20 protein-coding genes are annotated in these 18,076 nt (G+C 61.7%); 8 read left to right on the plus strand and 12 right to left on the minus strand.

What is annotated here, in order from left to right; translation table 11 throughout:
* The 4 genes from LB577_RS25235 to LB577_RS25250 all read right to left on the minus strand — a co-directional run bounded on the left by LB577_RS25235 (position 1) and on the right by LB577_RS25250 (position 3,924).
* Positions 1–960 carry a branched-chain amino acid ABC transporter permease gene (locus tag LB577_RS25235; RefSeq protein WP_224689378.1) on the minus strand — a complete coding sequence of 320 codons (960 nt, stop codon included), beginning with the start codon at positions 958–960 and terminating at the stop codon, positions 1–3.
* On the minus strand, positions 960–1,871 hold the full coding sequence (locus LB577_RS25240) for a branched-chain amino acid ABC transporter permease (protein WP_109660147.1): 912 nt from the start codon (positions 1,869–1,871) through the stop codon (positions 960–962). Before LB577_RS25240 ends, LB577_RS25235 begins: the two co-directional genes overlap by 1 nt.
* A gap of 118 nt (positions 1,872–1,989) precedes the next feature.
* The gene (locus tag LB577_RS25245; protein WP_224689379.1) at positions 1,990–3,099 is read right to left on the minus strand and encodes a branched-chain amino acid ABC transporter substrate-binding protein; all 1,110 of its coding nucleotides are present in this window, start codon (positions 3,097–3,099) and stop codon (positions 1,990–1,992) included.
* A 189-nt stretch (positions 3,100–3,288) separates the two neighbouring features.
* Positions 3,289–3,924 carry an RraA family protein gene (locus LB577_RS25250; protein WP_224689380.1) on the minus strand — a complete coding sequence of 212 codons (636 nt, stop codon included), beginning with the start codon at positions 3,922–3,924 and terminating at the stop codon, positions 3,289–3,291.
* 235 nt (positions 3,925–4,159) lie between these two features.
* On the opposite strand from LB577_RS25250, the gene LB577_RS25255 reads away from it, so the two are divergent.
* From LB577_RS25255 to LB577_RS25280, 6 genes are read left to right on the plus strand one after another with little or no spacing between them, the layout of a single operon-like run.
* On the plus strand, positions 4,160–4,936 hold the full coding sequence (locus LB577_RS25255) for an SDR family NAD(P)-dependent oxidoreductase (RefSeq protein ID WP_224689381.1): 777 nt from the start codon (positions 4,160–4,162) through the stop codon (positions 4,934–4,936).
* A gap of 6 nt (positions 4,937–4,942) precedes the next feature.
* On the plus strand, positions 4,943–5,605 hold the full coding sequence (gene pxpB / locus LB577_RS25260) for a 5-oxoprolinase subunit PxpB (protein WP_224689382.1): 663 nt from the start codon (positions 4,943–4,945) through the stop codon (positions 5,603–5,605).
* Positions 5,602–6,582 carry a biotin-dependent carboxyltransferase family protein gene (locus LB577_RS25265; RefSeq protein ID WP_224689383.1) on the plus strand — a complete coding sequence of 327 codons (981 nt, stop codon included), beginning with the start codon at positions 5,602–5,604 and terminating at the stop codon, positions 6,580–6,582. The genes pxpB and LB577_RS25265 overlap by 4 nt, the downstream gene beginning before the upstream one ends.
* The gene (locus LB577_RS25270) at positions 6,579–7,742 is read left to right on the plus strand and encodes an epoxide hydrolase family protein (RefSeq protein ID WP_224689384.1); all 1,164 of its coding nucleotides are present in this window, start codon (positions 6,579–6,581) and stop codon (positions 7,740–7,742) included. Before LB577_RS25265 ends, LB577_RS25270 begins: the two co-directional genes overlap by 4 nt.
* 39 nt (positions 7,743–7,781) lie before the next feature.
* Positions 7,782–8,813 carry an Ldh family oxidoreductase gene (locus LB577_RS25275; protein ID WP_224689385.1) on the plus strand — a complete coding sequence of 344 codons (1,032 nt, stop codon included), beginning with the start codon at positions 7,782–7,784 and terminating at the stop codon, positions 8,811–8,813.
* Between the two features lie 35 nt (positions 8,814–8,848).
* The gene (locus tag LB577_RS25280) at positions 8,849–9,874 is read left to right on the plus strand and encodes a proline racemase family protein (protein ID WP_224689386.1); all 1,026 of its coding nucleotides are present in this window, start codon (positions 8,849–8,851) and stop codon (positions 9,872–9,874) included.
* An 84-nt stretch (positions 9,875–9,958) separates the two neighbouring features.
* Here LB577_RS25280 and LB577_RS25285 read toward each other — a convergent pair whose 3' ends face one another.
* From LB577_RS25285 to LB577_RS25310, 6 genes are all read right to left on the minus strand, one after another.
* Entirely contained in the window at positions 9,959–10,249 is a 291-nt protein-coding gene (locus LB577_RS25285) for a DUF1330 domain-containing protein (RefSeq protein WP_224689387.1), read from the minus strand.
* Positions 10,250–10,327: 78 nt separating this feature from the next.
* Positions 10,328–11,107: a LamB/YcsF family protein gene (locus LB577_RS25290; RefSeq protein WP_224689388.1), complete on the minus strand. Its 780-nt coding sequence runs from the start codon at positions 11,105–11,107 to the stop codon at positions 10,328–10,330.
* A 38-nt stretch (positions 11,108–11,145) separates the two neighbouring features.
* Complete coding sequence (locus tag LB577_RS25295; protein WP_224689389.1) at positions 11,146–11,541, minus strand: biotin attachment protein; 396 nt, start codon at positions 11,539–11,541, stop codon at positions 11,146–11,148.
* Complete coding sequence (gene accC, locus LB577_RS25300) at positions 11,531–12,904, minus strand: acetyl-CoA carboxylase biotin carboxylase subunit (protein ID WP_224689410.1); 1,374 nt, start codon at positions 12,902–12,904, stop codon at positions 11,531–11,533. The genes LB577_RS25295 and accC overlap by 11 nt, the downstream gene beginning before the upstream one ends.
* Positions 12,905–12,910: 6 nt before the next feature.
* On the minus strand, positions 12,911–13,366 hold the full coding sequence (locus LB577_RS25305; protein ID WP_224689390.1) for an acetyl-CoA carboxylase biotin carboxyl carrier protein: 456 nt from the start codon (positions 13,364–13,366) through the stop codon (positions 12,911–12,913).
* Between the two features lie 8 nt (positions 13,367–13,374).
* Positions 13,375–14,577: a pyridoxal phosphate-dependent aminotransferase gene (locus LB577_RS25310; protein WP_224689391.1), complete on the minus strand. Its 1,203-nt coding sequence runs from the start codon at positions 14,575–14,577 to the stop codon at positions 13,375–13,377.
* Between the two features lie 115 nt (positions 14,578–14,692).
* Between LB577_RS25310 and LB577_RS25315 the strand changes: the two genes are divergently transcribed.
* Both LB577_RS25315 and LB577_RS25320 read left to right on the plus strand, forming a co-directional pair.
* Positions 14,693–15,958, plus strand: a complete 1,266-nt coding sequence (locus LB577_RS25315; protein WP_224689392.1) for an NAD(P)/FAD-dependent oxidoreductase — start codon at positions 14,693–14,695, stop codon at positions 15,956–15,958.
* A gap of 106 nt (positions 15,959–16,064) precedes the next feature.
* Positions 16,065–16,718 (plus strand): GntR family transcriptional regulator, encoded by a 654-nt coding sequence (locus tag LB577_RS25320; RefSeq protein ID WP_224689393.1) that lies wholly within the window; start codon positions 16,065–16,067, stop codon positions 16,716–16,718.
* A gap of 59 nt (positions 16,719–16,777) precedes the next feature.
* Here the strand turns inward: LB577_RS25320 and LB577_RS25325 are convergent, their stop codons facing one another.
* Positions 16,778–17,227: a VOC family protein gene (locus LB577_RS25325; RefSeq protein ID WP_224689394.1), complete on the minus strand. Its 450-nt coding sequence runs from the start codon at positions 17,225–17,227 to the stop codon at positions 16,778–16,780.
* Between the two features lie 6 nt (positions 17,228–17,233).
* Positions 17,234–18,013: an SDR family NAD(P)-dependent oxidoreductase gene (locus LB577_RS25330; RefSeq protein ID WP_224689395.1), complete on the minus strand. Its 780-nt coding sequence runs from the start codon at positions 18,011–18,013 to the stop codon at positions 17,234–17,236.
* Positions 18,014–18,076: the final 63 nt, after the last annotated feature.

The raw sequence follows: 18,076 nt of genomic DNA on the forward strand, positions 1-18,076 counted from the left end.
TCAAACTCGCTTGTCTGGCCACAGCCCGTTCGGTCTGAAGAGCATGATCGCCAGCAGCGCAACCGCGGTCACCAGTGGACGATAAGTCCCCGCCCCGCGCAGCACCTCCGGGAGCAGAGCCACCAGAATAGCGCCCAGGACGACGCCGGGAATGCGGCCCATGCCACCCAGGACGACGCCAAGCAAGATGAGAAGCGATTGATTGAAGGTGAAACTCTCCGGCGAGATGGCCGTCATCTTGGCGGCGTAGAGGCATCCGGCCACGGAAGCGATCACTGCGCCCATCATATAAGCCTGCAGCTTGGCCGTGACACGGTTGATGCCTATACCGGCGGCGGCGTCCTCATCATAGCGAACGTAGAACCACGCTCGCCCCATTCGCGACCGCTCGACGCTCAGGCAGACGAATGCGGTAAGCACCGCAAGCACCAGGAACGCATAGTAGAAGTGCTGCACTTGCATCAGCTTGAAGCCGAAGATCTCCGGCCGTTCGATGCCGATGAGGCCGCTGGCGCCGCCGGTGATATCGAGGTTGCGGGCGATGATGCGCACGATCTCGCCGAAGCCGAGCGTCACGATCGCCAAATAGTCGCTGCGCAGTCTCAATGTCGGCGCACCGATGATGATACCTGCTACGCAGGCTGCCGCCATGGCGACCGGGATGGTGAGCCAGAAATTGAACCCGAATTCCGCGGTCAGGATGCCTGATGTGTAGGCGCCAACCGCGAAGAAGGCGGCGTAGCCGAGATCGAGCAGGCCCGCATAGCCGACGACAATGTTGAGGCCCAGGCACAGCACGACATAGAGCAGCGCCGTGGTCGCCACCTCCGTCACGTAGGCGTTGGCGAACTGCGGCAACACCAGCGCGACGGCGAGTGCCGCCAGGCCGGGCAGCACGAAGGACCAGCGCATCAATTGCGGTTGCCCGGCGGCCGGCATGGTTCTCCCTTCGTCGATCATCACACCCGCTCCACGACAGAGCGGCCAAGAAGGCCGGTCGGCTTGAACACAAGGAACAGAATCAGGGTCCCAAAAACGAAGACATCACGCCACTCCGAGCCGACGAAGGGCAAGGACGAGCCGAAAGCCTCGAGCAGGCCGAGCAGCAATCCGCCAAGCATGGCGCCCGGCACGCTGCCGATCCCGCCAATAACAGCGGCGGTGAAGGCCTTGAGCCCCATGATGAAACCCATGAAGAAATGGACACTGCCATAATAGGCGCCGGCCATGACCCCGCCGCCGGCGGCGAGGGCCGAACCCATGAAGAAGGTCAGTGCGATCACCCGGTCGACATCGATGCCCATCAGGCGGCTTGCCCCCATGTCGATGGACACGGCGCGCATCGCCTTGCCATACATGGTGCGTGAGACAAAGGCCTGCATCCCGGCCATAAGAGCGATGGAGGCCGCCACCAGCACCATCTGCGTGTAGGTGATGTGAACGGTGGAAATGTCGACACCGGCAAAACCGAGATCCGTGTTGAAGGCGTAATGCCGCCCGCCGGTCAGGGCGAGTGCTGTGCCGTTCAGCACCATCGAGGCCCCAAGCGCCGTGATGAGGATGGAGAGGCGCGGCGCATTGCGCATCGGCCGATAGGCGAAGCGCTCGATGACGACGCCGAGCAAGCCGACGACCAGCATCGACACCAGCAGGGCGCAGACCACGCCCAGCCAGCCATTGCCGACCCATATGCCGACGAAGGAAAACACGATGAGGCCGACGAAGGCGCCGTTCATGTAGATGTCGCCGTGGGCGAAATTCAGGAGCTTGATGACGCCGAAGACCATGCTGTAGCCAAGCGCGATCAGGGCATAGAACGAACCAACGATAAGACCGTTCACCAGTTGCTGAATAAGCAGGTCGAGCGTCATTGATGCTCCGGGCACAGAATTGAGAGAGTCTTGGCTGGGCGCAGCGTCACCGCACCATGCAATCGGCAATGAAGCCAAGGCGGCCAGAAGGCCCGCCTCGGCTTCAACCCGTTTCGCCTTATTCGACAGCCACCCACTTGCCGCCCTTGGCGATCACCGGGCGGAAGTTTGACGTCTGCAGTGTGTTCTTGTCGGTGAACTTTATTTCACCGGCAAGGCCCTTGAAGTCGCTTGCCTTGAGCGCTTCGATGATGGCCTTTTGATCCGCCGACTTGGCCCGCGTGATCGCATCGACGATCAGGTCGCCTACATCATGAGAAAGAGCCGCATAGGCGCCGGCATCGCGGCCATAGGTTTCCTTGTACTTGGCCTTGAAGTCGGCCGCACCGGACAAGAGGTCGACCGTGGGCGGGGACAACAGATACACGCCCTCACCGGCCGACCCGGCGATTTGCAGATACTCTGGCGAATTGTTGCCGTCGCCCAGCACGATGCCGCCCTGGAAACCGGCCTGCCGAAGCTGCTTGGTGAGCAGTGCGCCGCCGGCATGGTAGGCGGTCCAGAAGACAGCGTCGGCGCCGCTTGATTTGATCTTGGTGACGACCGCCGAATAATCCTGCTCGCCGGCCGTGGTGGTCTCCTTGGTGGCAATTTCGCCGCCTGCGCCCTTGAAGGCTTCGGCGGTCAGCTTGGCCAGGTCGGATGAATAGGCATCGCCTTCGTCCACGACCGCGATCTTCTTGTAGCCGTTCTTCTTGAAGAGCTCGACAGCTGTCGTCGCCTGCATGTCGCCGGTCGAATTGGCGAGGAAGGCATTACCCTGATTGGCGGCGACCAGCTTGGTCGAGTTCGCTCCGATGATGACGAACGGAATGCCGGCGTCGCCGTAGATCTTCAATGTCGGCAAGACGGCACCCGAACAGTAGCCGCCAACGATGGCGGTCACGCCTTCCGAGACAAGCTTGCTGCCCGCGGTCACCGCCTGCTGCGGATCGCAGGCGTCGTCAGCGGTCGTGGTGATGATCTTGTCGCCGTTGACGCCACCTTTGGCGTTGACGGCGTCGATCGCCATCTTGACGGCATTTTCCATATCCTGCCCTTCACTGGCCAACTGGCCAGTCATCGGGGCGACGATGCCGATCTTGATGTCGGCGGCCGTGGCCACCGTTGTCATGACCAACCCGGCAAGGGCGGTGGCGCAAGCAAGCTTCTTGAAGGAAACAACCATTATTCTCTCCATTTTCCCCTGTTGGAGCATCCGGACAGCGTGCCCGGAATGCGTTCTGCTGCCATGTTGCCGAACCACCTGCGGGAGGTTCGGGTGGTTCACCCCCCTCGTTGGCGCGGAGCGGGTGCTGTTCACCAGGGTCGCCGACCCGCCCTGCGACTTGTCACCGGCATGGGCCTGACCTGCAGATCAGTGGCTGCCGCCGGCTGCCCGGGCATACGCGCCCTGATATCGGTTCTCCCGGATGCTCAGCATGATTTCGGCCTCGCGGGCCTCTTGCGCCCGGACGGCGGCCAGCAAAGCCGTCGCACCGTCGACTGGAAATGCCACGACGCCATCTTCGTCACCCACGACGATGTCGCCCGGACCGACGACCATGCCCCCAACGCTGACGGGAACATTGATGGCTCCTGGTCCATCCTTGTAAGGTCCGAGATGGATCGCCGACCGTGCAAAGCATGGAAACGGATTGCGGCCGATGGCCCCCGCATCGCGAATGGCGCCGTCGATGACAATGCCCGCCGCGCCACGCGACGCTGCGACACTTGTCATGATCTCGCCGACCAGCGCGCGCCCCTCGTAGCCGCCGCCATCAACGACAATGACGTCTCCGGGCTGCAGCAGATCGAGCGCACGATGGATGAACTGGTTGTCGCCGGGGCGAGTCCTGACCGTCAGCGCCCTCCCCACCATGACGCCACTGACCCGATGAAATGGCCGTAACCCGACAGCTCCGGGGACTCGAGCGAGATTGTCGCTGATCAAAGGCGTGGCAAGAGCGCGAAACGCGTCCATCAGTTCGCTTTCCTGAGGCCCATCTGCCATGTCCCACTCTCCCCTGCGGACTGCCCGTTGTGAATATAGTATCCAATCATAATTAGATGAGCGGTGTCAACCCGACTTACGGTGGCATGTCGAAAAAAAACTGGAACCGCGCAGGGACGCGTAAACACAGCCTTTTCCTCCAATTCAATCAACATCATCCGGGCTTGCAAAAGGACCGGAGTTCAAGATAAATTGGATAACATATCCATATGGCTGTGAAAAAAAGGATTTCGCCGTGAAGCACGCAGGAAAAGTCGTGATCGTCACCGGGGCGGCACAAGGCCTGGGTCTTGCCTGCGCCGAGCGCTTTCATGCCGATGGCGCCAAGGTGGTGCTTGTCGACGTGCAGGCCGATCGCGGACGCGAGCATGCCGAACGTCTTGGTGAGCGTGCCGCCTGGCTATCGGCGGATCTCTCCGAATGCACCCAGCAAATGGCAGCCGATGTTGTTGCCAAGGCCACGGAGCGATTCGGCGGTGTCGACGTCCTCATCAACAATGCCGGCATCATCCATCTGGACGATTTTGTCGACTTCCCCGAGGAAGCCTTCGACCTGGTTCAGCGCGTCAATCTCAAGGCGCCCTTCCTTCTCGGGCAGGCCGCGGCAAGGGCCATGATCGCGCAGGGACGCGGCGGCTCGATCATCAACATGTCGTCGATCAACGCCATCCTGGCCATTCCCAATTCCGTCGCCTATGCCGTGTCCAAGGGTGGCATCAAGCAGTTGACGGCGGTGATGGCCGTCGGATTGATTCCGCATAACATTCGCGTCAACGCCATCGGCCCCGGCACCATCCTGACCGACATGGTCAAGAGCTCGGTCATGGCCAGCGAAGCGCAGCGCCAGACCATCCTGTCGCGCACGCCGAGCGGCCGCTGTGGCGAACCTTCGGAGATCGCCAGCGTCGCATCCTTCCTGGCCAGCGACGACGCCTCCTACATTGTCGGGCAGACCATCTATCCGGATGGCGGCCGCCTGATCCTGAATTATACGATGCCGGTGAAGGACTGACCGCGAATGGTTGTCGGTACGCCCTACATCAGCCTTGCAGGATCAGCCGCGCTGCTGCTCGATGGCGCGCAGGGGGCTTTCGATGATGCCACCCAGGAGCTGGTCTGGGCGGTAGCGAATGCCGCGCTGAGCCTCGAAGGGGTGCGCGAGACCGTTCCCGGCATGAACAACCTGCTAGTGGTGTTTGACCCGCTCTCCACGGACGCCCACAGCGTCGGCGATCAGCTGAAGTCGCTCTGGGCCAGCACCGATGCCCATGCGGTGACCGGCACGCATCATACCATGGCCGTCAGCTATGGCGGCTCGCGCGGCGAGGACCTCGCCGGCTGGGCCGCGCATTGCGGCCTGTCTGTCGACGAAACCGTCAGGCGCCACGCGGCAGCCGCCTACACCGTCGCCGCCATCGGCGCCATGCCGGGCTTTCCCTATCTGTCCGGTCTCGACCCACGGCTTGCCTGGGCAAGGCGCAGTACGCCTCGCCTGAAGGTCAATGAGGGCGCCGTCATCATCGGCGGTGCGCAGGCGGGCGTCATGCCAATGACTGCGCCGTCCGGATGGCACATGATCGGCCATACCGACGTGAAGCTATTCAACGCCGAAGCGGAATTGCCCGTGCTGCTCCGGCCCGGAGACACGATCCGATTCACGATCGCGGGGATTGAGGCATGATCGAGATCCTCACCACCGGCCTGCCGAACACGGTCCAGGATCTCGGCCGGCCAGGCCATCTTGCGCTGGGGGTCAGCCATGGCGGCGCCATGGACAGGCAAGCGCTGGCAATCGCCAATCTCATGCTGGGCAATGATCCCTCGGCTGCCGGGATTGAGGTCGCGCTTCATCCGTTCCGGCTGCGCGCGCATGTCGACACCGCCGTCGCCGTCACCGGCGCGGATTGCGCCGTCAGCGTCGGCGATCGGCCCTGCCCTCCCTGGTGGGCCACGACGATCCGCGCCGGCGAGACCCTTGTGCTCGAAGCCCCGCGCATCGGTGCTCGTTCCTATATCGCCTTCGCCGGCGGGCTCGATCTGCCGCCCGTCATGGGGTCGCGCGCGACGGATGTGAAAGGCGGTTTCGGCGGGTTCGCTGGACGCGGCCTGTCGCGCGGCGACCGGCTTGCGCTCAACCCGGCGCAATGCCGGCTTCCCGCAGGCGGCATCGGCGCAGCGCTGGAAGAGCGACGCGGCGCGGTGGACGGCTTTGCCTCGGCAATCGAGTTGCGAGTTCTGCCGGCCGCGGAGTTCGACGCCTTCACCCCTGAGGCCAAGGCAGCCTTCACCGGAAGCGAATGGAGCATCACCAACGACGCCAACCGGATGGGATATCGCCTTTCCGGAGAGACGCTCTCGCTCGTGTCACCGATGGAATTGCTGTCGCACGGCATCGTACCCGGCACTGTCCAGGTTCCACCGTCCGGCCAGCCGATCATCCAACTTGCCGATGCCAACACTTGCGGCGGCTATCCGAAGATCGCTACGGTGATCGAAGCCGACCTGTGGCGGCTCGCACAAGCGCCTGTCGGCGCGCGTCTGCGTTTCTCAGCGGTCTCGATCGAAGCGTCGACGGAAGCGCTTCGCACGAACTGGCAGCGACGCCGCGACTTTATGGCCGCCCGGAACCTCATGGTCGGCGAGCAGAGCAGCCCATGAAAATTTGCCCCTTCACCATCGAGATCGCCCAGTCTGAAATCGATGATTTAAACAAGCGCATCTCGAACTGGCGCGAGCCGGACCAATTGCAGGCAATAGGCTGGGCGCAGGGAACAGAGCACGAGGACCTGCGCCGGCTTATGCAGCACTGGCGCACCGGCTTCGACTGGCGCAAGCATGAAGCCGCCTGGAACGCCCATCCGCACTACCAGACGGATATCGGCGGCCAAACCATCCATTTCATCCATGCGCGCGCCGCTGTTGCGACCGGCAGAACGATCATACTCACCCATGGCTGGCCAGGCAGCGTCTTCGAATTTCATGAGTTGATCCCGCTTCTGACAGACCCGCTTTCGCATGGCGGAAGGCAGGAGGATGCCTTCAACGTCGTGGTCCCTTCGATTCCCGGCTATGGCTTTTCGAGCCGGCCGACCAAGCCTGGTCTCAACCTGTTCACCGTCGCCGACCTTTGGGCTGAGTTGATGCGCCGTCTCGGCTACAAACGCTATTTCGCGCAAGGTGGCGATCTGGGCGCTAGCGTGTCGACATGTCTGGCGCATGCGCATCCAGACAGTCTCGCCGGGGTGCATCTCAATTTCATCCCCGGCTCATTCTCCCCTACTCACGATGCAGGCCCGGACGGTGACTTGACATCGGAAGAACGCGCCTTCCTGGAACGGAAAGCCGGATGGGCGGATCTTCATGGCGCCTATGCTCATATTCAAGCGACGCGTCCGCAAACGCTTGCCTACGGGCTGACGGATTCGCCGGTCGGACTGGCAGCCTGGATGATCGAAAAATTCCGCGACTGGAGCGATTGCGACGGCGATCTGGGTAACGCCGCTTTTTCGCGCGACGACATGCTCGCCAACATCTCGCTTTACTGGTTCACCCGGACCGTCGCTTCGTCGATGCGGCTCTATTGGGAAACGCGCGCTCGCCCGCTTGCATTCGCGCCCGGCACTACGATCAACGTTCCGCTTGCGGTGGCTTTGTTTCCCAAAGAGCTGCCGATGCCGCCAAGAAGCTGGGTCGAACGCGTCTTCAAGGACATCCGCCGGTGGACAGCGATGCCGCGCGGTGGTCATTTCGCAGCCCTCGAGCAGCCCGCTTTGCTTGCACAGGATCTAAGAGCCTTTGCCGGCGGTCTGGATTTTTAAAGGCAGCGTTTGCGCGCAGCCAAAACCCGAAGGCCAGAAATGAGCAACACCGTTCTCACCATCGATGCCCTGCATGAGCGCGTCGATGCAATTTTCCGCAAGGCCGGACTGAACCCCATCCAGGCCAGCGCCATCACAAGGGTCATCGTTGCGGCGGAACGCGATGCCTGCAAGTCACATGGTGTCTACCGCGTCGAAGGCGCCCTGCGGACGATCAAGGCGGGTAAGGTAAACCCGAACGCGGAGCCCGAATTGTTGCCGCAAGATGCTCCCGCCATCATCAAAGTGGATGCGAAGGGCGGCTTCGCCAACCCGGCCTTCGAACTGGGTCTGCCGGTGCTGGTCGAGCGGGCACGTTCGTGCGGCATTGCCGCGCTTGCGATCAACGATGCCGTCCATTTTTCCGCCCTTTGGGTGGAAGTCGAAGCCTTGTCGCAGGCAGGCCTTGCCGGCCTTGCCATGTGTCCGAGCTACGCCACGGTCGCCCCGACCGGCGGCAACGGACCGTTGCTGGGCACCAATCCTTTTGCCTTTGGCTGGCCGCGCGAAGAACAGCCGCCTTATGTTTTCGACTTCGCGACCTCGGTTGCCGCGCGAGGTGAGATCGAGCTCCATCGCCGGACAGGCAAGTCGCTGCCGGAAGGCTGGGCCATGGATTCGGACGGCAGGCCAACGACCGACCCCGAAGCTGCCCTGTCTGGCGCTATGCTTCCCTTCGGCGGGCACAAGGGTTCCGCCATCGCGACGATGATCGAGTTGCTCGCCGGGATCATGATCGGCGACCTGACCAGCCCCGAGGCGCTCCATCTGCTCGGCACCACGACGCTTTATCCGTCCCACGGAGAACTGATCATCGCTTTCTCGCCACATGCTTTTTCCTCGAGCCGCTCCGGCAATCCGTTGGACCGTGCCGAAGCCCTGTTCGAGGCGATCCTTGGCCAGGGTGCACGGCTGCCCTCACAGCGGCGGTTCATTGCCCGAGCAGCATCGGAGAGTGGCGGCATCAGCCTCTCGGTCCAGGAGATCGAACAGCTCGACCGTTTTCTCGTGAGAGGACTCGGCGGTGTATGAAGTGAAGCTATGGTCATAAAGGGGAATGGAGAAAAATGCGCTGGTCAAGAACGTTCACGGTCGTTGGCTGCCATGCCGAGGGCGAAGTCGGCAATGTGATCACCGGCGGCGTCATCGACGTGCCCGGCAAGACCATGTTCGAAAAGAAGGAGTACCTGCAAGAGCATATGGATGACATACGCGGGCTCGTTCTCTTCGAACCGCGCGGCGCGCCCTACGTCAACGCCAACATCATCCTGCCACCCTGCGATCGCTCCGCCGACCTCGGCTATGTGATCCTCGAAAGCACTGAATATCCGCCCATGTCGGGCTCCAACACCATCTGCGTCGCCACCGTGGCGCTGGAAACGGGCATGGTGCCTATGAAGGAACCCGAGACGCGGCTGCGCATGGAGGCACCCGCAGGCATGATCGAGGTGCGCTGCCTCTGCGAGAACGGCAAGGTGAAGCAGGTGGAGTTCACCAATGTGCCGGCTTTCGCAGTCCACCTCGACACGCCAGTCGAAGTCGAGGGGCTTGGCACGATCACCGTCGACACCTCCTATGGCGGCATGACCTTCGCCCATGTCAATGCGCGCGCACTAGGGTTCGCTGTCAAACCCGACGAGGCACACCAGATGTCGCTGATCGGCCAACGCGTCAAGAAAGCCGTCAACGAGCAGCTCGTTGTCGTGCATCCGGAAAACCCGAAGATCCGCGACGTGTCCAACGTGATTTTCGAAGGTCCGATCGAGCGCGTCGACGGGCGCGTGGAAAGCATCAACGGCACGGTGTGCCTGCATGGCAGGCTCGACCGCTCGCCGACAGGCACCGGCACCACCGGGCGACTGGCAGTGATGTCGGCAAAGGGCCAGATCGCCAAAGGCGAGCTGTTCCGCAACAGGTCGATCATCGGGACCCATTTCGATTCCCGCGTGATCGCCAATGCGCACGTCGGCGACCGCGACGCGGTCGTGGTCACCATCGCTGGACAGGCCTGGATCACCAGTATCGGCCAATATGGCCTCGACCCGACAGACCCTTATCCACGCGGCCATCGCCTCAGCGATGTCTGGTTCTAAAAACTGCGCCAGCGTGTCGCGTCACTGGACTAGAAGTGAGTCCGTCGGGCGGCGTTGATACAGCGAAACGGCGATGGCTTGCAATCAGTCGGTACCCTCGATGAGAATGAAGTCGCCATCGGCGGCGCCCGCCCGCAGCGCCTTGGCTTCGGCATATTCTGGGCTGTCCCAGAATTCCTTTGCCCTCTCGAAGCTCCCAAACTCGAAAATCACCGTGCGGGCTTTGGGCATCCCTTCCTTGATCAAGGCGGTGTCTGGTTTAACGACGACGCGGGCGCCATACTGTTTTAGCAGATCGCCGGCAACCTTGGCGTAATTGGAATACGCTTCCGCGTTGGTGACAGTGACTTGCGCGATAAGATATCCCTTGGACATATCGGCTGCTCCTCGAGTGGGTTCTAAATGGACCAAGCCCGACCTCGTCACCTGAGAGCCCTCGGCAGATAGCATTTATCACGCTACTTCTGCGAATGCTCGAATACTGATCTCGTTTTCTTCCAGGCGGGCCCGGACGCGGGCGGCAATTGTGACTGCCGCCGGCGTGTCGCTGTGAACGCAGATCGAATCGATTGGAGTCTTGAGCGCTTGCCCGGAAATCGTCTCGATAGCGCCTTGCTTGACCATCCGCACGACTCGTTCCGCCGCCTTATCCGCGTCGTGAATGACCGCTCCTTCCAGCTTGCGCGAGACGAGAAGGCCTTCCTCCGTATAGGCACGGTCCGCGAAGATCTCAGACCTAACCGTCAGGCCCGCGTCACGCGCGATTCTGTCCTGGAAGCCCAGCGCAATAGCCAAGCATATCAGACGGGGATCGACGGCCTTGACCGCGCGCGTCACGGCTTCGGCAACCCCACGGTCGGTCTGGGTAAGATTGCCCAGCGCGCCATGCGCCTTGACGTAGCGGATCGGGTGGCCGGCATAGGCCGAGAGCGCCTGCGCCGCGCCGATCTGGTAGGCAACCAGCCTTTCGATCTCATCCATGGAATGCGGGATGACGCGGCGTCCGAACCCCCACAGATCGGCGAAGCTTGGATGCGCGCCAACCGCGACACCCTTCTCGCGTGCCATCGAGAAGGTGGCCGCCATGATATCGGGATCGCCGGCATGAAAGCCGCAAGCCACGTTGGCAGAGCTGACGATGTCGAGGATCGCCGCATCGTCACCGAGCCTGTAGGCGCCGAAACCCTCACCCATGTCGGAATTAATATCGACCTGCAATCCTTTGGCCGCCATGACGCTCTCCGCAGTGGTTCGAACCATTCCCGTCGCCTTTACGCCAACTCGTAGAGCGGCGTGCCGTAGCCGACCACTGCTCCGTCCTCGGCCAGCGCCGCACCCAGGACGCCGTCTGCCGGCGCGAGCACTGCCTTCAGGCATGGGCCGACCTGCAGGACGCCGACCATTTCGCCCTTGCTGACCGTCTTCCCAGGTTCGGCAACCGGGTGGCCGGTGGTCGGATGGTTGAGACGGAACACGCCGACGCCGGGCGCACGCGCACCCTTGAACACTGCTTCGGCCAGCGGCGCTTCGGCCGCGATCACGGGTGGTTGGGCAAGAACGGATTGCACACACAGCCGTAGCGAAAACTCCGCCTCCGACACTTCGATCTCGCCGATACCAGCGCTTGCGCACCAGGCGGCTAGCGTTTCGATCTCTTCAACCGTCATTGCCGCCTCGTTCCTCGAGCAGACCGCCTTCGATGAGATGTTCGAGATGATGGATATCGAAGCCGCCGGCGGCGAAACCGGGTTCTTCCATCAAGATACTTTGCAGCGGCGCGTTGGTGGCGATGCCGACGGCCTCCATCTCGCCCAGCGCCCCGCTCATGCGCCGGATCGCCTCGGCACGGGTAGCGCCGTGCGCCAACAGCTTGGCCACCAGCGAATCGTAGTGCGGCGGCACCGTGTAGCCGGAGTAGAGATGTGACTCGACCCGGATTCCAGGGCCCCCGGGCGGCGTCCAGCGCTCGACCCTGCCTGGATGCGGCCGAAAGCTGTAAGGATCTTCAGCGTTAATGCGGCATTCAACAGCGTGGCCCTGGATTCGGATGTCTTCTTGGCTAAATGACAGGGGCTCGCCCCGGGCGATGCGGATCTGCTCGCGCACGATATCGATGCCGGTGACGAGTTCGGTGACAGGGTGCTCCACCTGCACGCGTGTGTTCATCTCGATGAAAAAGAAGCGCTCATCCTCGTAGAGGAATTCGAAGGTGCCCGCGCCGGTATAGCCGATGGTCAGGCATGCGCGGGCGCACAGGTCACCGATCTCGGCGATCGCCTCGCGTGCGATGCCGGGCGCTGGTGCCTCCTCTATGATCTTCTGATGGCGGCGCTGCATGGAGCAATCGCGTTCGCCGAGCCAGACCGCTTTACCATGCTTATCTGCCAGAATCTGGATCTCGATATGGCGCGGGTGCTCGAGGAATTTCTCTAGATAGACTTGCGGGTTGCCGAAGGCCCGGCCTGCTTCCTCCCGCGCCAGCGACACTGCCTCCATCAGCGCTCGCGCTTCGCGCACGATGCGCATGCCGCGCCCGCCCCCGCCGCCCGACGCCTTGACGATCACCGGATAGCCTATGGTCTCGGCGATGGCCCGAACCACCTCCTCGTCCTGCGGCAATGCGCCCTCCGAGCCGGGAACGCAGGGAACGCCGGCGGCGATCATCGTTTGCTTGGCGGAGACCTTGTCACCCATTGTGCGAATTGCAGCCGAGGACGGACCGATGAACACAAGGCCGGCCTTCTCTACGACCTCGGCGAAGGCCGCGTTCTCCGAAAGGAAGCCGTAGCCCGGATGGATCGCGCCTGCGCCCGTGAGTTTCGCGGCAGTGATGATTTCCGAAACGTTGAGATAGCTTTGCGCCGAGGTCGCCGGCCCGACGCAGATGGCCCTGTCCGCCAGCGCCAGATGGCGAAGGCTTGCATCGGCCTCCGAATAAATCGCCACCGTTTTCAGTCCAATGTCGCGGCAGGCGCGCAGGATACGAAGGGCTATTTCACCACGATTGGCGATAAGGACGGTATCGAACATCACCCCCTACCCCACCTCTTCCAGAACAAACAACACATCGCCGGACTGAACCGCGGCGTGGTCCTCGAAAGCAATCTGGATGATACGTCCGGCGCGATCGGATTCCACGACATTAAAAGTCTTCATGGCTTCGAGGACGGCGATCTTTTGCCCTTCTTCAATCACATCGCCAATCGAAACGAGCGGCGGTTCGCCCTCGGCGGTGGAACGATAGAACACGCCAGTCAAAGACGCGCGTATCGAATGCCGCGCGGTCGCAGAAACTGCCGGGGCGGCTTTCGCGGAAACGGCCAAGTGGACAGCTTGCCCAGACTGCGAGGACGGTCCAGCCAGTGTCGCGGGTTGCGAAATCCTCCCTTCCTTGGAAATGCGGATGCGGACTCCGTCGCGCTCGATTTCCAGCTCACCAATAGGTGAGCGCGACACCATCTCGATCAGCTTGTGGACGAAGTCCAGATCCATCGCTGACACTACCTCAAGGCTTCGACGGCGTTGGCGATGCGCCCGATCGCTTTTTCGATCAGATCCATCGAGGTGGCTATCGAAATTCGGAAATGCGGCGATAGACCGTAGGCCGAACCCTGTACCACCGCAACCCGAGCCTGATCGAGCAGATAAAGCGAGAGATCATTGTCACTGTCGATCGAAGTCCCGTCCGGGCAATACCGACCGATCAAGGCTGAGCAATTTGGGTATAGATAGAAAGCGCCCTCGGGCGTCTGGCAGGTGAGGCCGGGAATCTCGCGCAGCAACTCCAGCGCGCGGTCGCGCCGCGCCTGGAATTCCAGCGCTCGCGGGCGAAGGAAATCCTGGGGGCCTTCAAGTGCCGCTATGGCCCCGGCCTGCGAAATGGATGACGGGTTCGACGTGCTTTGGCTCTGCACGGTCGCCATGGCGCGGATCAGCGATTCCGGCCCGCCGGCATAGCCGATCCGCCAGCCAGTCATGGCATAGGCCTTCGACACGCCGTTCACTGTCAGCGTCCGGTCCTGAAGCCGCGGCTCGACGGCGGCTATGGTATGAAAGATGCGTCCGTCGAACAAAATATGCTCGTAGATGTCGTCGGTCAGCACGTGGACATGCGGGTGATCGAGCAATACCCCGGCCAGTCCGGCAAGTTCGTCACGGCTGTAGACGGCGCCTGTAGGGTTGGAAGGCGTGTTGAGCAGAAGCCATTTCGTGCGCTCGGTGATGGCATCCCGCAGGGCCTGTGGCTTCAGCTTGAAGCCTTCGGCCTCCGTACAGGGTACGATCACGGGCTTACCTTCCCCGAGCAGGACGATGTCGGTGTAAGAAACCCAATAGGGCGCCGGAACAACCACCTCGTCACCGGGAGCCAGCGTTGCCAGCAAGGCGTTGTAGATGATCTGCTTTGCGCCGCCCGCGACACTGATTTGAGAAGGCATATAGTCGAGGCCGTTCTCGCGTCGGAATTTCTCGGCCACCGCCTTTTTGAGGGCGGCCGTGCCGTCCACCGGCGTATATCGTGTCTCCCCCCTCCGCATGGCCTCATAGGCCGCCTCGATGATGTGTGGAGGTGTGGGAAAATCCGGCTCGCCCGCACTCAGGCTGACAACGTCGATGCCAGCCAGGCGCATTTCAATTGCCCTAGCAGTGACAGCCATGCTGGGGCTGGGCTTGATGACGTCGAGACGGGGAGCAATGAGGCTCACGGAAAGTTCCTCGCATGGCTGCCCAACTTGATCAGGGGCAGACGATTTTCGAATGATTGGATAATGTATTCTAATTTTTACGTCAAACCCCTTTTTTTGTGCCAAAGACCGGGTTATGTCATATGAAGAGGCGGTGCCGAAATCAAAATGTATCCAATCTTCGACACCGTTTACGATATTCAAGATAGGAAACTCGGTCAGGATGGGCACAAACTATGACGTGGTGATTGTCGGCGGAGGCGTTGTTGGCAGTTCGATCGCCTACTTCCTGTCGGCCAATCCGGATTTCGGCGGCAAGGTAGCGGTGATCGAGAGGGATCCCTATTACACCGCCTCCTCGTCCTCGTTGTCGACCAGCGCCATACGACAACAGTTTGGCACGGCGCCGAACATCACCATGTCGAAGTTCAGCATCGACTTCCTGCGTCAGGTAAAGACGCGGCTTGCCATTGGCGACGAGTTGGCAGACATCGGCCTGCATGAGCCCGGCTATCTGGTGCTAGCGACGCCCGAGCGGGCCGAAGCGCAACGTGCCAAGAACCGCGTTCAGCGCAGGATGGGCGTCGAGGTCGAACTGATCGAGCAGGTCGATCTTGCGCGACGCTTCCCGTGGCTCAACACGGACGATCTCGCCCTTGGCTCGCTTGGGCTTGGCAGCGAAGGCTGGTTCGACGGCCCCGGCCTGATGCAGGCATTCCGCCGCAAGGCACGCACGCAGGGCGTGGACTATGTTGCCGCGACCGTGACCGGACTGACCATGGCGTCTCCAGGCAAGGTTGGGGAAGTGGTACTGGACAATGGCGAACGGCTTGCCGCCGGAACGGTGATCAACGCGGCCGGTCCATGGAGTGCAGGCATTGCCAAGATGGTTGGCGCCGACCTGCCGGTCGTCCCAAGCAAGCGATGTGTCTTCGTCTTCGAAACGCCGGCAAGGATCGAGAACTGCCCCTTTATCTTTGACACAAGCGGCCTGTGGCTGCGGCCGGAAGGTCAGCTCTTCCTGTGCGGTGTTCCGCCTGTCCGCGAAAACGAGCCGGACGATTTCAGCCTGGATGTGGACTACGAGCTGTTCGACGATTTGATCTGGCCAGCGCTGGCCCATCGTGTGCCCGGATTCGAACAGTTGCGGATGCTGCGCGCCTGGGCGGGACTCTACGAGTACAATACGTTTGACCATAGCGGCATCATCGGTCGACATCCCGAGGTTTCGAACTTCGTGCTGGCCACAGGTTTCAGCGGCCACGGCATGATGCATGCGGCGGCGACCGGGTCAGGCGTTAGCGACCTCATTGCGTATGGCGAGTATCGCTCTATCGACTTGTCGGCGTTCCGCTACGAACGGATCGCTGCCAATCAGCACATCGAGGAACATGTCTACTGAAGCGAAACGGGCGACATGGCATCGCAGTGACAAGGGTGCTATGCGTCCACTTCTTCAATCAAAACGGCGCCAGTCGACAAACAAGGCGGCCGCCCCAGGCTGATCCATGCTCGTACAGAAGAAAACTATCTCGACCCAGGTCGCCGATGCCATCAGACAGAAGATCCTGGTAGGCGAATACGAGGCCAACTTCCAGCTGCGGCAGGAGCATCTGGCCACCGAGTTCGGCGTTAGCCGAATTCCGGTACGAGAGGCGCTGCATCAGCTTCACTCGGAAGGGTTCGTCACCCTGGTTTCCCACAAGGGCGCCGTCGTTACCTCGATTTCCCTGGACGAAATCCTCGAGCTATACGAATTGCGGGCCCGGATCGAAACCTGGCTGCTTGCCCTTGCCATTCCAAGGATGACCGACGCCGATCTCGCGCTGGCCCGCGAACGAGCGGAGCAGCACCAAGAACAGGGCAAGACTGGTGAATACTCGAACCAGCTGAACTGGAACTTCCATGCCGCACTGTACGCGCCGTCAGGCCGCAAGGCGACAATCGAGTTGGTGGGGCGCATTTATCAGCAACTGGAACGATACACGCGCATGATGGTGACCCTCACGGAGATACAGGCCCAGTCCGACCGCGACCACTGGCATCTCATCGATTTGTGCGAAGCCAAGGATACGCTGCGCGCCGTCGGCATGCTTGAAATGCACATCATCACCAGCGGCAAATTCCTAGTCGACAGACTCGAGGAATTGCGGGGGACGTAACGGGCCAGTCGTCCCGTGCTCGATCCTCATCTGCCTTCCCAATCCTTCGCATGGGTCGATCATTTGCCGGGCAGGTTGGTCGCCCGCGTCAGCAGGATCACGCCCGCCTTTTCGGCTGTGTCGTAGTAGGTGAAGCCGGTGCGGTTTTCCCGGCGCCCGCGCATCAGCACGGAAAGCCCGTCGGTTTTCGCCTTGGCTTCGGCTGCATCCGCATCGCGGACCTCAAAGCCGATATGGAAGACGCCTTCCCCCTTGGTGTCGAGATGGATGCGCTGCAGTGAGGGATCATGGCTCGGCTGGCAGAGTTGCAGCTGAATGTTCGGCAGGTTGCAGATCCGGTATTGCATGGCATGGAAACCCTTCGGACTTGGGACCTCGAGCTCTTCGTACTCCGCCAGCGGCGGATAGGATTCCCATGGCCCAATGCCGATGGAGTCGTAATAGGCCTGGGCCTTGTCGATATCGTGCACGACGATGCAGAGATGATGCAGCTTGTCGAAGTTACCCATATTCTCTCACTCCTTGATAGGGACCGTATAGTTGAGAACGCGGCGCCCCCCGTCGGGGTAGATCGTCTCGCCGGTGATGTAGGAAGCGTCGTCGCTAGCCAGGAACGCCACGACCGAGGCGATCTCGGCTGCCGTGCCGAGGCGACCGAGCGGTGTGCGCGAAAGAACCGCCCGTCGCATTTCTTCCGAATCGATGAATGTCCCGTCCATGACCATGTCCGTGGCGATGGTGCCCGGGCCGACACCGACCACGCGGATGCCGTGGGGAGCGAAGGCAACAGCCGCGGTACTGGTGACCTGGTTCATGCCGCCCTTGGAGATCGCGTAGGTGGCGACGCGTGGATTGGCGAGGCCAGAATTGATCGACGACATGTTGATGATGACACCGCCTCCACCCTGCGCGATCATCTGGCGGGCTGCGGCCTGGGTGCCCATGAACGCGCCCTTCAGATTGACGGCGAGAACCCTGTCGTAGTCCGCCTCTGTGATGTCGAGAAAGTCCTGGACCGGAGCGATGCCGGCATTGTTGACCATGATGTCGACACGGCCGAACTTAGCCAACGCCGCCGCAACCAGCCCATCGACCTGCTCCTTCTTGCTGACATCCGTGACGACCGCCAGGACGCTGTCGGAGGTGCCGATTTCCGCGGCACATTTTCTCAGTTCCGTCCCATCGATGTCGCCGAGTACCAGCTTCGCGCCTTCGGCCAAAAACCGTTCCGCGCAAGCGCGTCCGATGCCGCGCGCCGCGCCTGTGACAACTGCCACCTTTCCTGCCTGTCTCATGTCCAATCCTTCGATCATTTGTAAGTCGACCACCGTCTTGGGGAGCAATGGGCCGAGCTTGGC

The sequence above is a fragment of the Mesorhizobium sp. B283B1A genome (assembly GCF_020165735.1).
Classification (GTDB): Bacteria; Pseudomonadota; Alphaproteobacteria; order Rhizobiales; family Rhizobiaceae; genus Mesorhizobium; species Mesorhizobium opportunistum.

Bases quoted from the DNA above. Each gene is read 5' to 3' on its own strand.
- LB577_RS25265 (WP_224689383.1), top strand. From the start codon at position 5,602: ATGATCGAGATCCTCACCACCGGCCTGCCGAACACGGTCCAGGATCTC.
- LB577_RS25250 (WP_224689380.1), bottom strand. From the start codon at position 3,924: ATGGCAGATGGGCCTCAGGAAAGCGAACTGATGGACGCGTTTCGCGCT.
- LB577_RS25290 (WP_224689388.1), bottom strand. From the start codon at position 11,107: ATGGCGGCCAAAGGATTGCAGGTCGATATTAATTCCGACATGGGTGAG.
- LB577_RS25285 (WP_224689387.1), bottom strand. From the start codon at position 10,249: ATGTCCAAGGGATATCTTATCGCGCAAGTCACTGTCACCAACGCGGAA.
- accC (WP_224689410.1), bottom strand. From the start codon at position 12,904: ATGTTCGATACCGTCCTTATCGCCAATCGTGGTGAAATAGCCCTTCGT.
- LB577_RS25240 (WP_109660147.1), bottom strand. From the start codon at position 1,871: ATGACGCTCGACCTGCTTATTCAGCAACTGGTGAACGGTCTTATCGTT.
- LB577_RS25280 (WP_224689386.1), top strand. From the start codon at position 8,849: ATGCGCTGGTCAAGAACGTTCACGGTCGTTGGCTGCCATGCCGAGGGC.
- LB577_RS25270 (WP_224689384.1), top strand. From the start codon at position 6,579: ATGAAAATTTGCCCCTTCACCATCGAGATCGCCCAGTCTGAAATCGAT.
- LB577_RS25320 (WP_224689393.1), top strand. From the start codon at position 16,065: ATGCTCGTACAGAAGAAAACTATCTCGACCCAGGTCGCCGATGCCATC.
- pxpB (WP_224689382.1), top strand. From the start codon at position 4,943: ATGGTTGTCGGTACGCCCTACATCAGCCTTGCAGGATCAGCCGCGCTG.
- LB577_RS25275 (WP_224689385.1), top strand. From the start codon at position 7,782: ATGAGCAACACCGTTCTCACCATCGATGCCCTGCATGAGCGCGTCGAT.
- LB577_RS25235 (WP_224689378.1), bottom strand. From the start codon at position 960: ATGATCGACGAAGGGAGAACCATGCCGGCCGCCGGGCAACCGCAATTG.
- LB577_RS25315 (WP_224689392.1), top strand. From the start codon at position 14,693: ATGTCATATGAAGAGGCGGTGCCGAAATCAAAATGTATCCAATCTTCG.
- LB577_RS25305 (WP_224689390.1), bottom strand. From the start codon at position 13,366: ATGGATCTGGACTTCGTCCACAAGCTGATCGAGATGGTGTCGCGCTCA.
- LB577_RS25295 (WP_224689389.1), bottom strand. From the start codon at position 11,541: ATGACGGTTGAAGAGATCGAAACGCTAGCCGCCTGGTGCGCAAGCGCT.
- LB577_RS25325 (WP_224689394.1), bottom strand. From the start codon at position 17,227: ATGGGTAACTTCGACAAGCTGCATCATCTCTGCATCGTCGTGCACGAT.
- LB577_RS25245 (WP_224689379.1), bottom strand. From the start codon at position 3,099: ATGGTTGTTTCCTTCAAGAAGCTTGCTTGCGCCACCGCCCTTGCCGGG.
- LB577_RS25330 (WP_224689395.1), bottom strand. From the start codon at position 18,013: ATGAGACAGGCAGGAAAGGTGGCAGTTGTCACAGGCGCGGCGCGCGGC.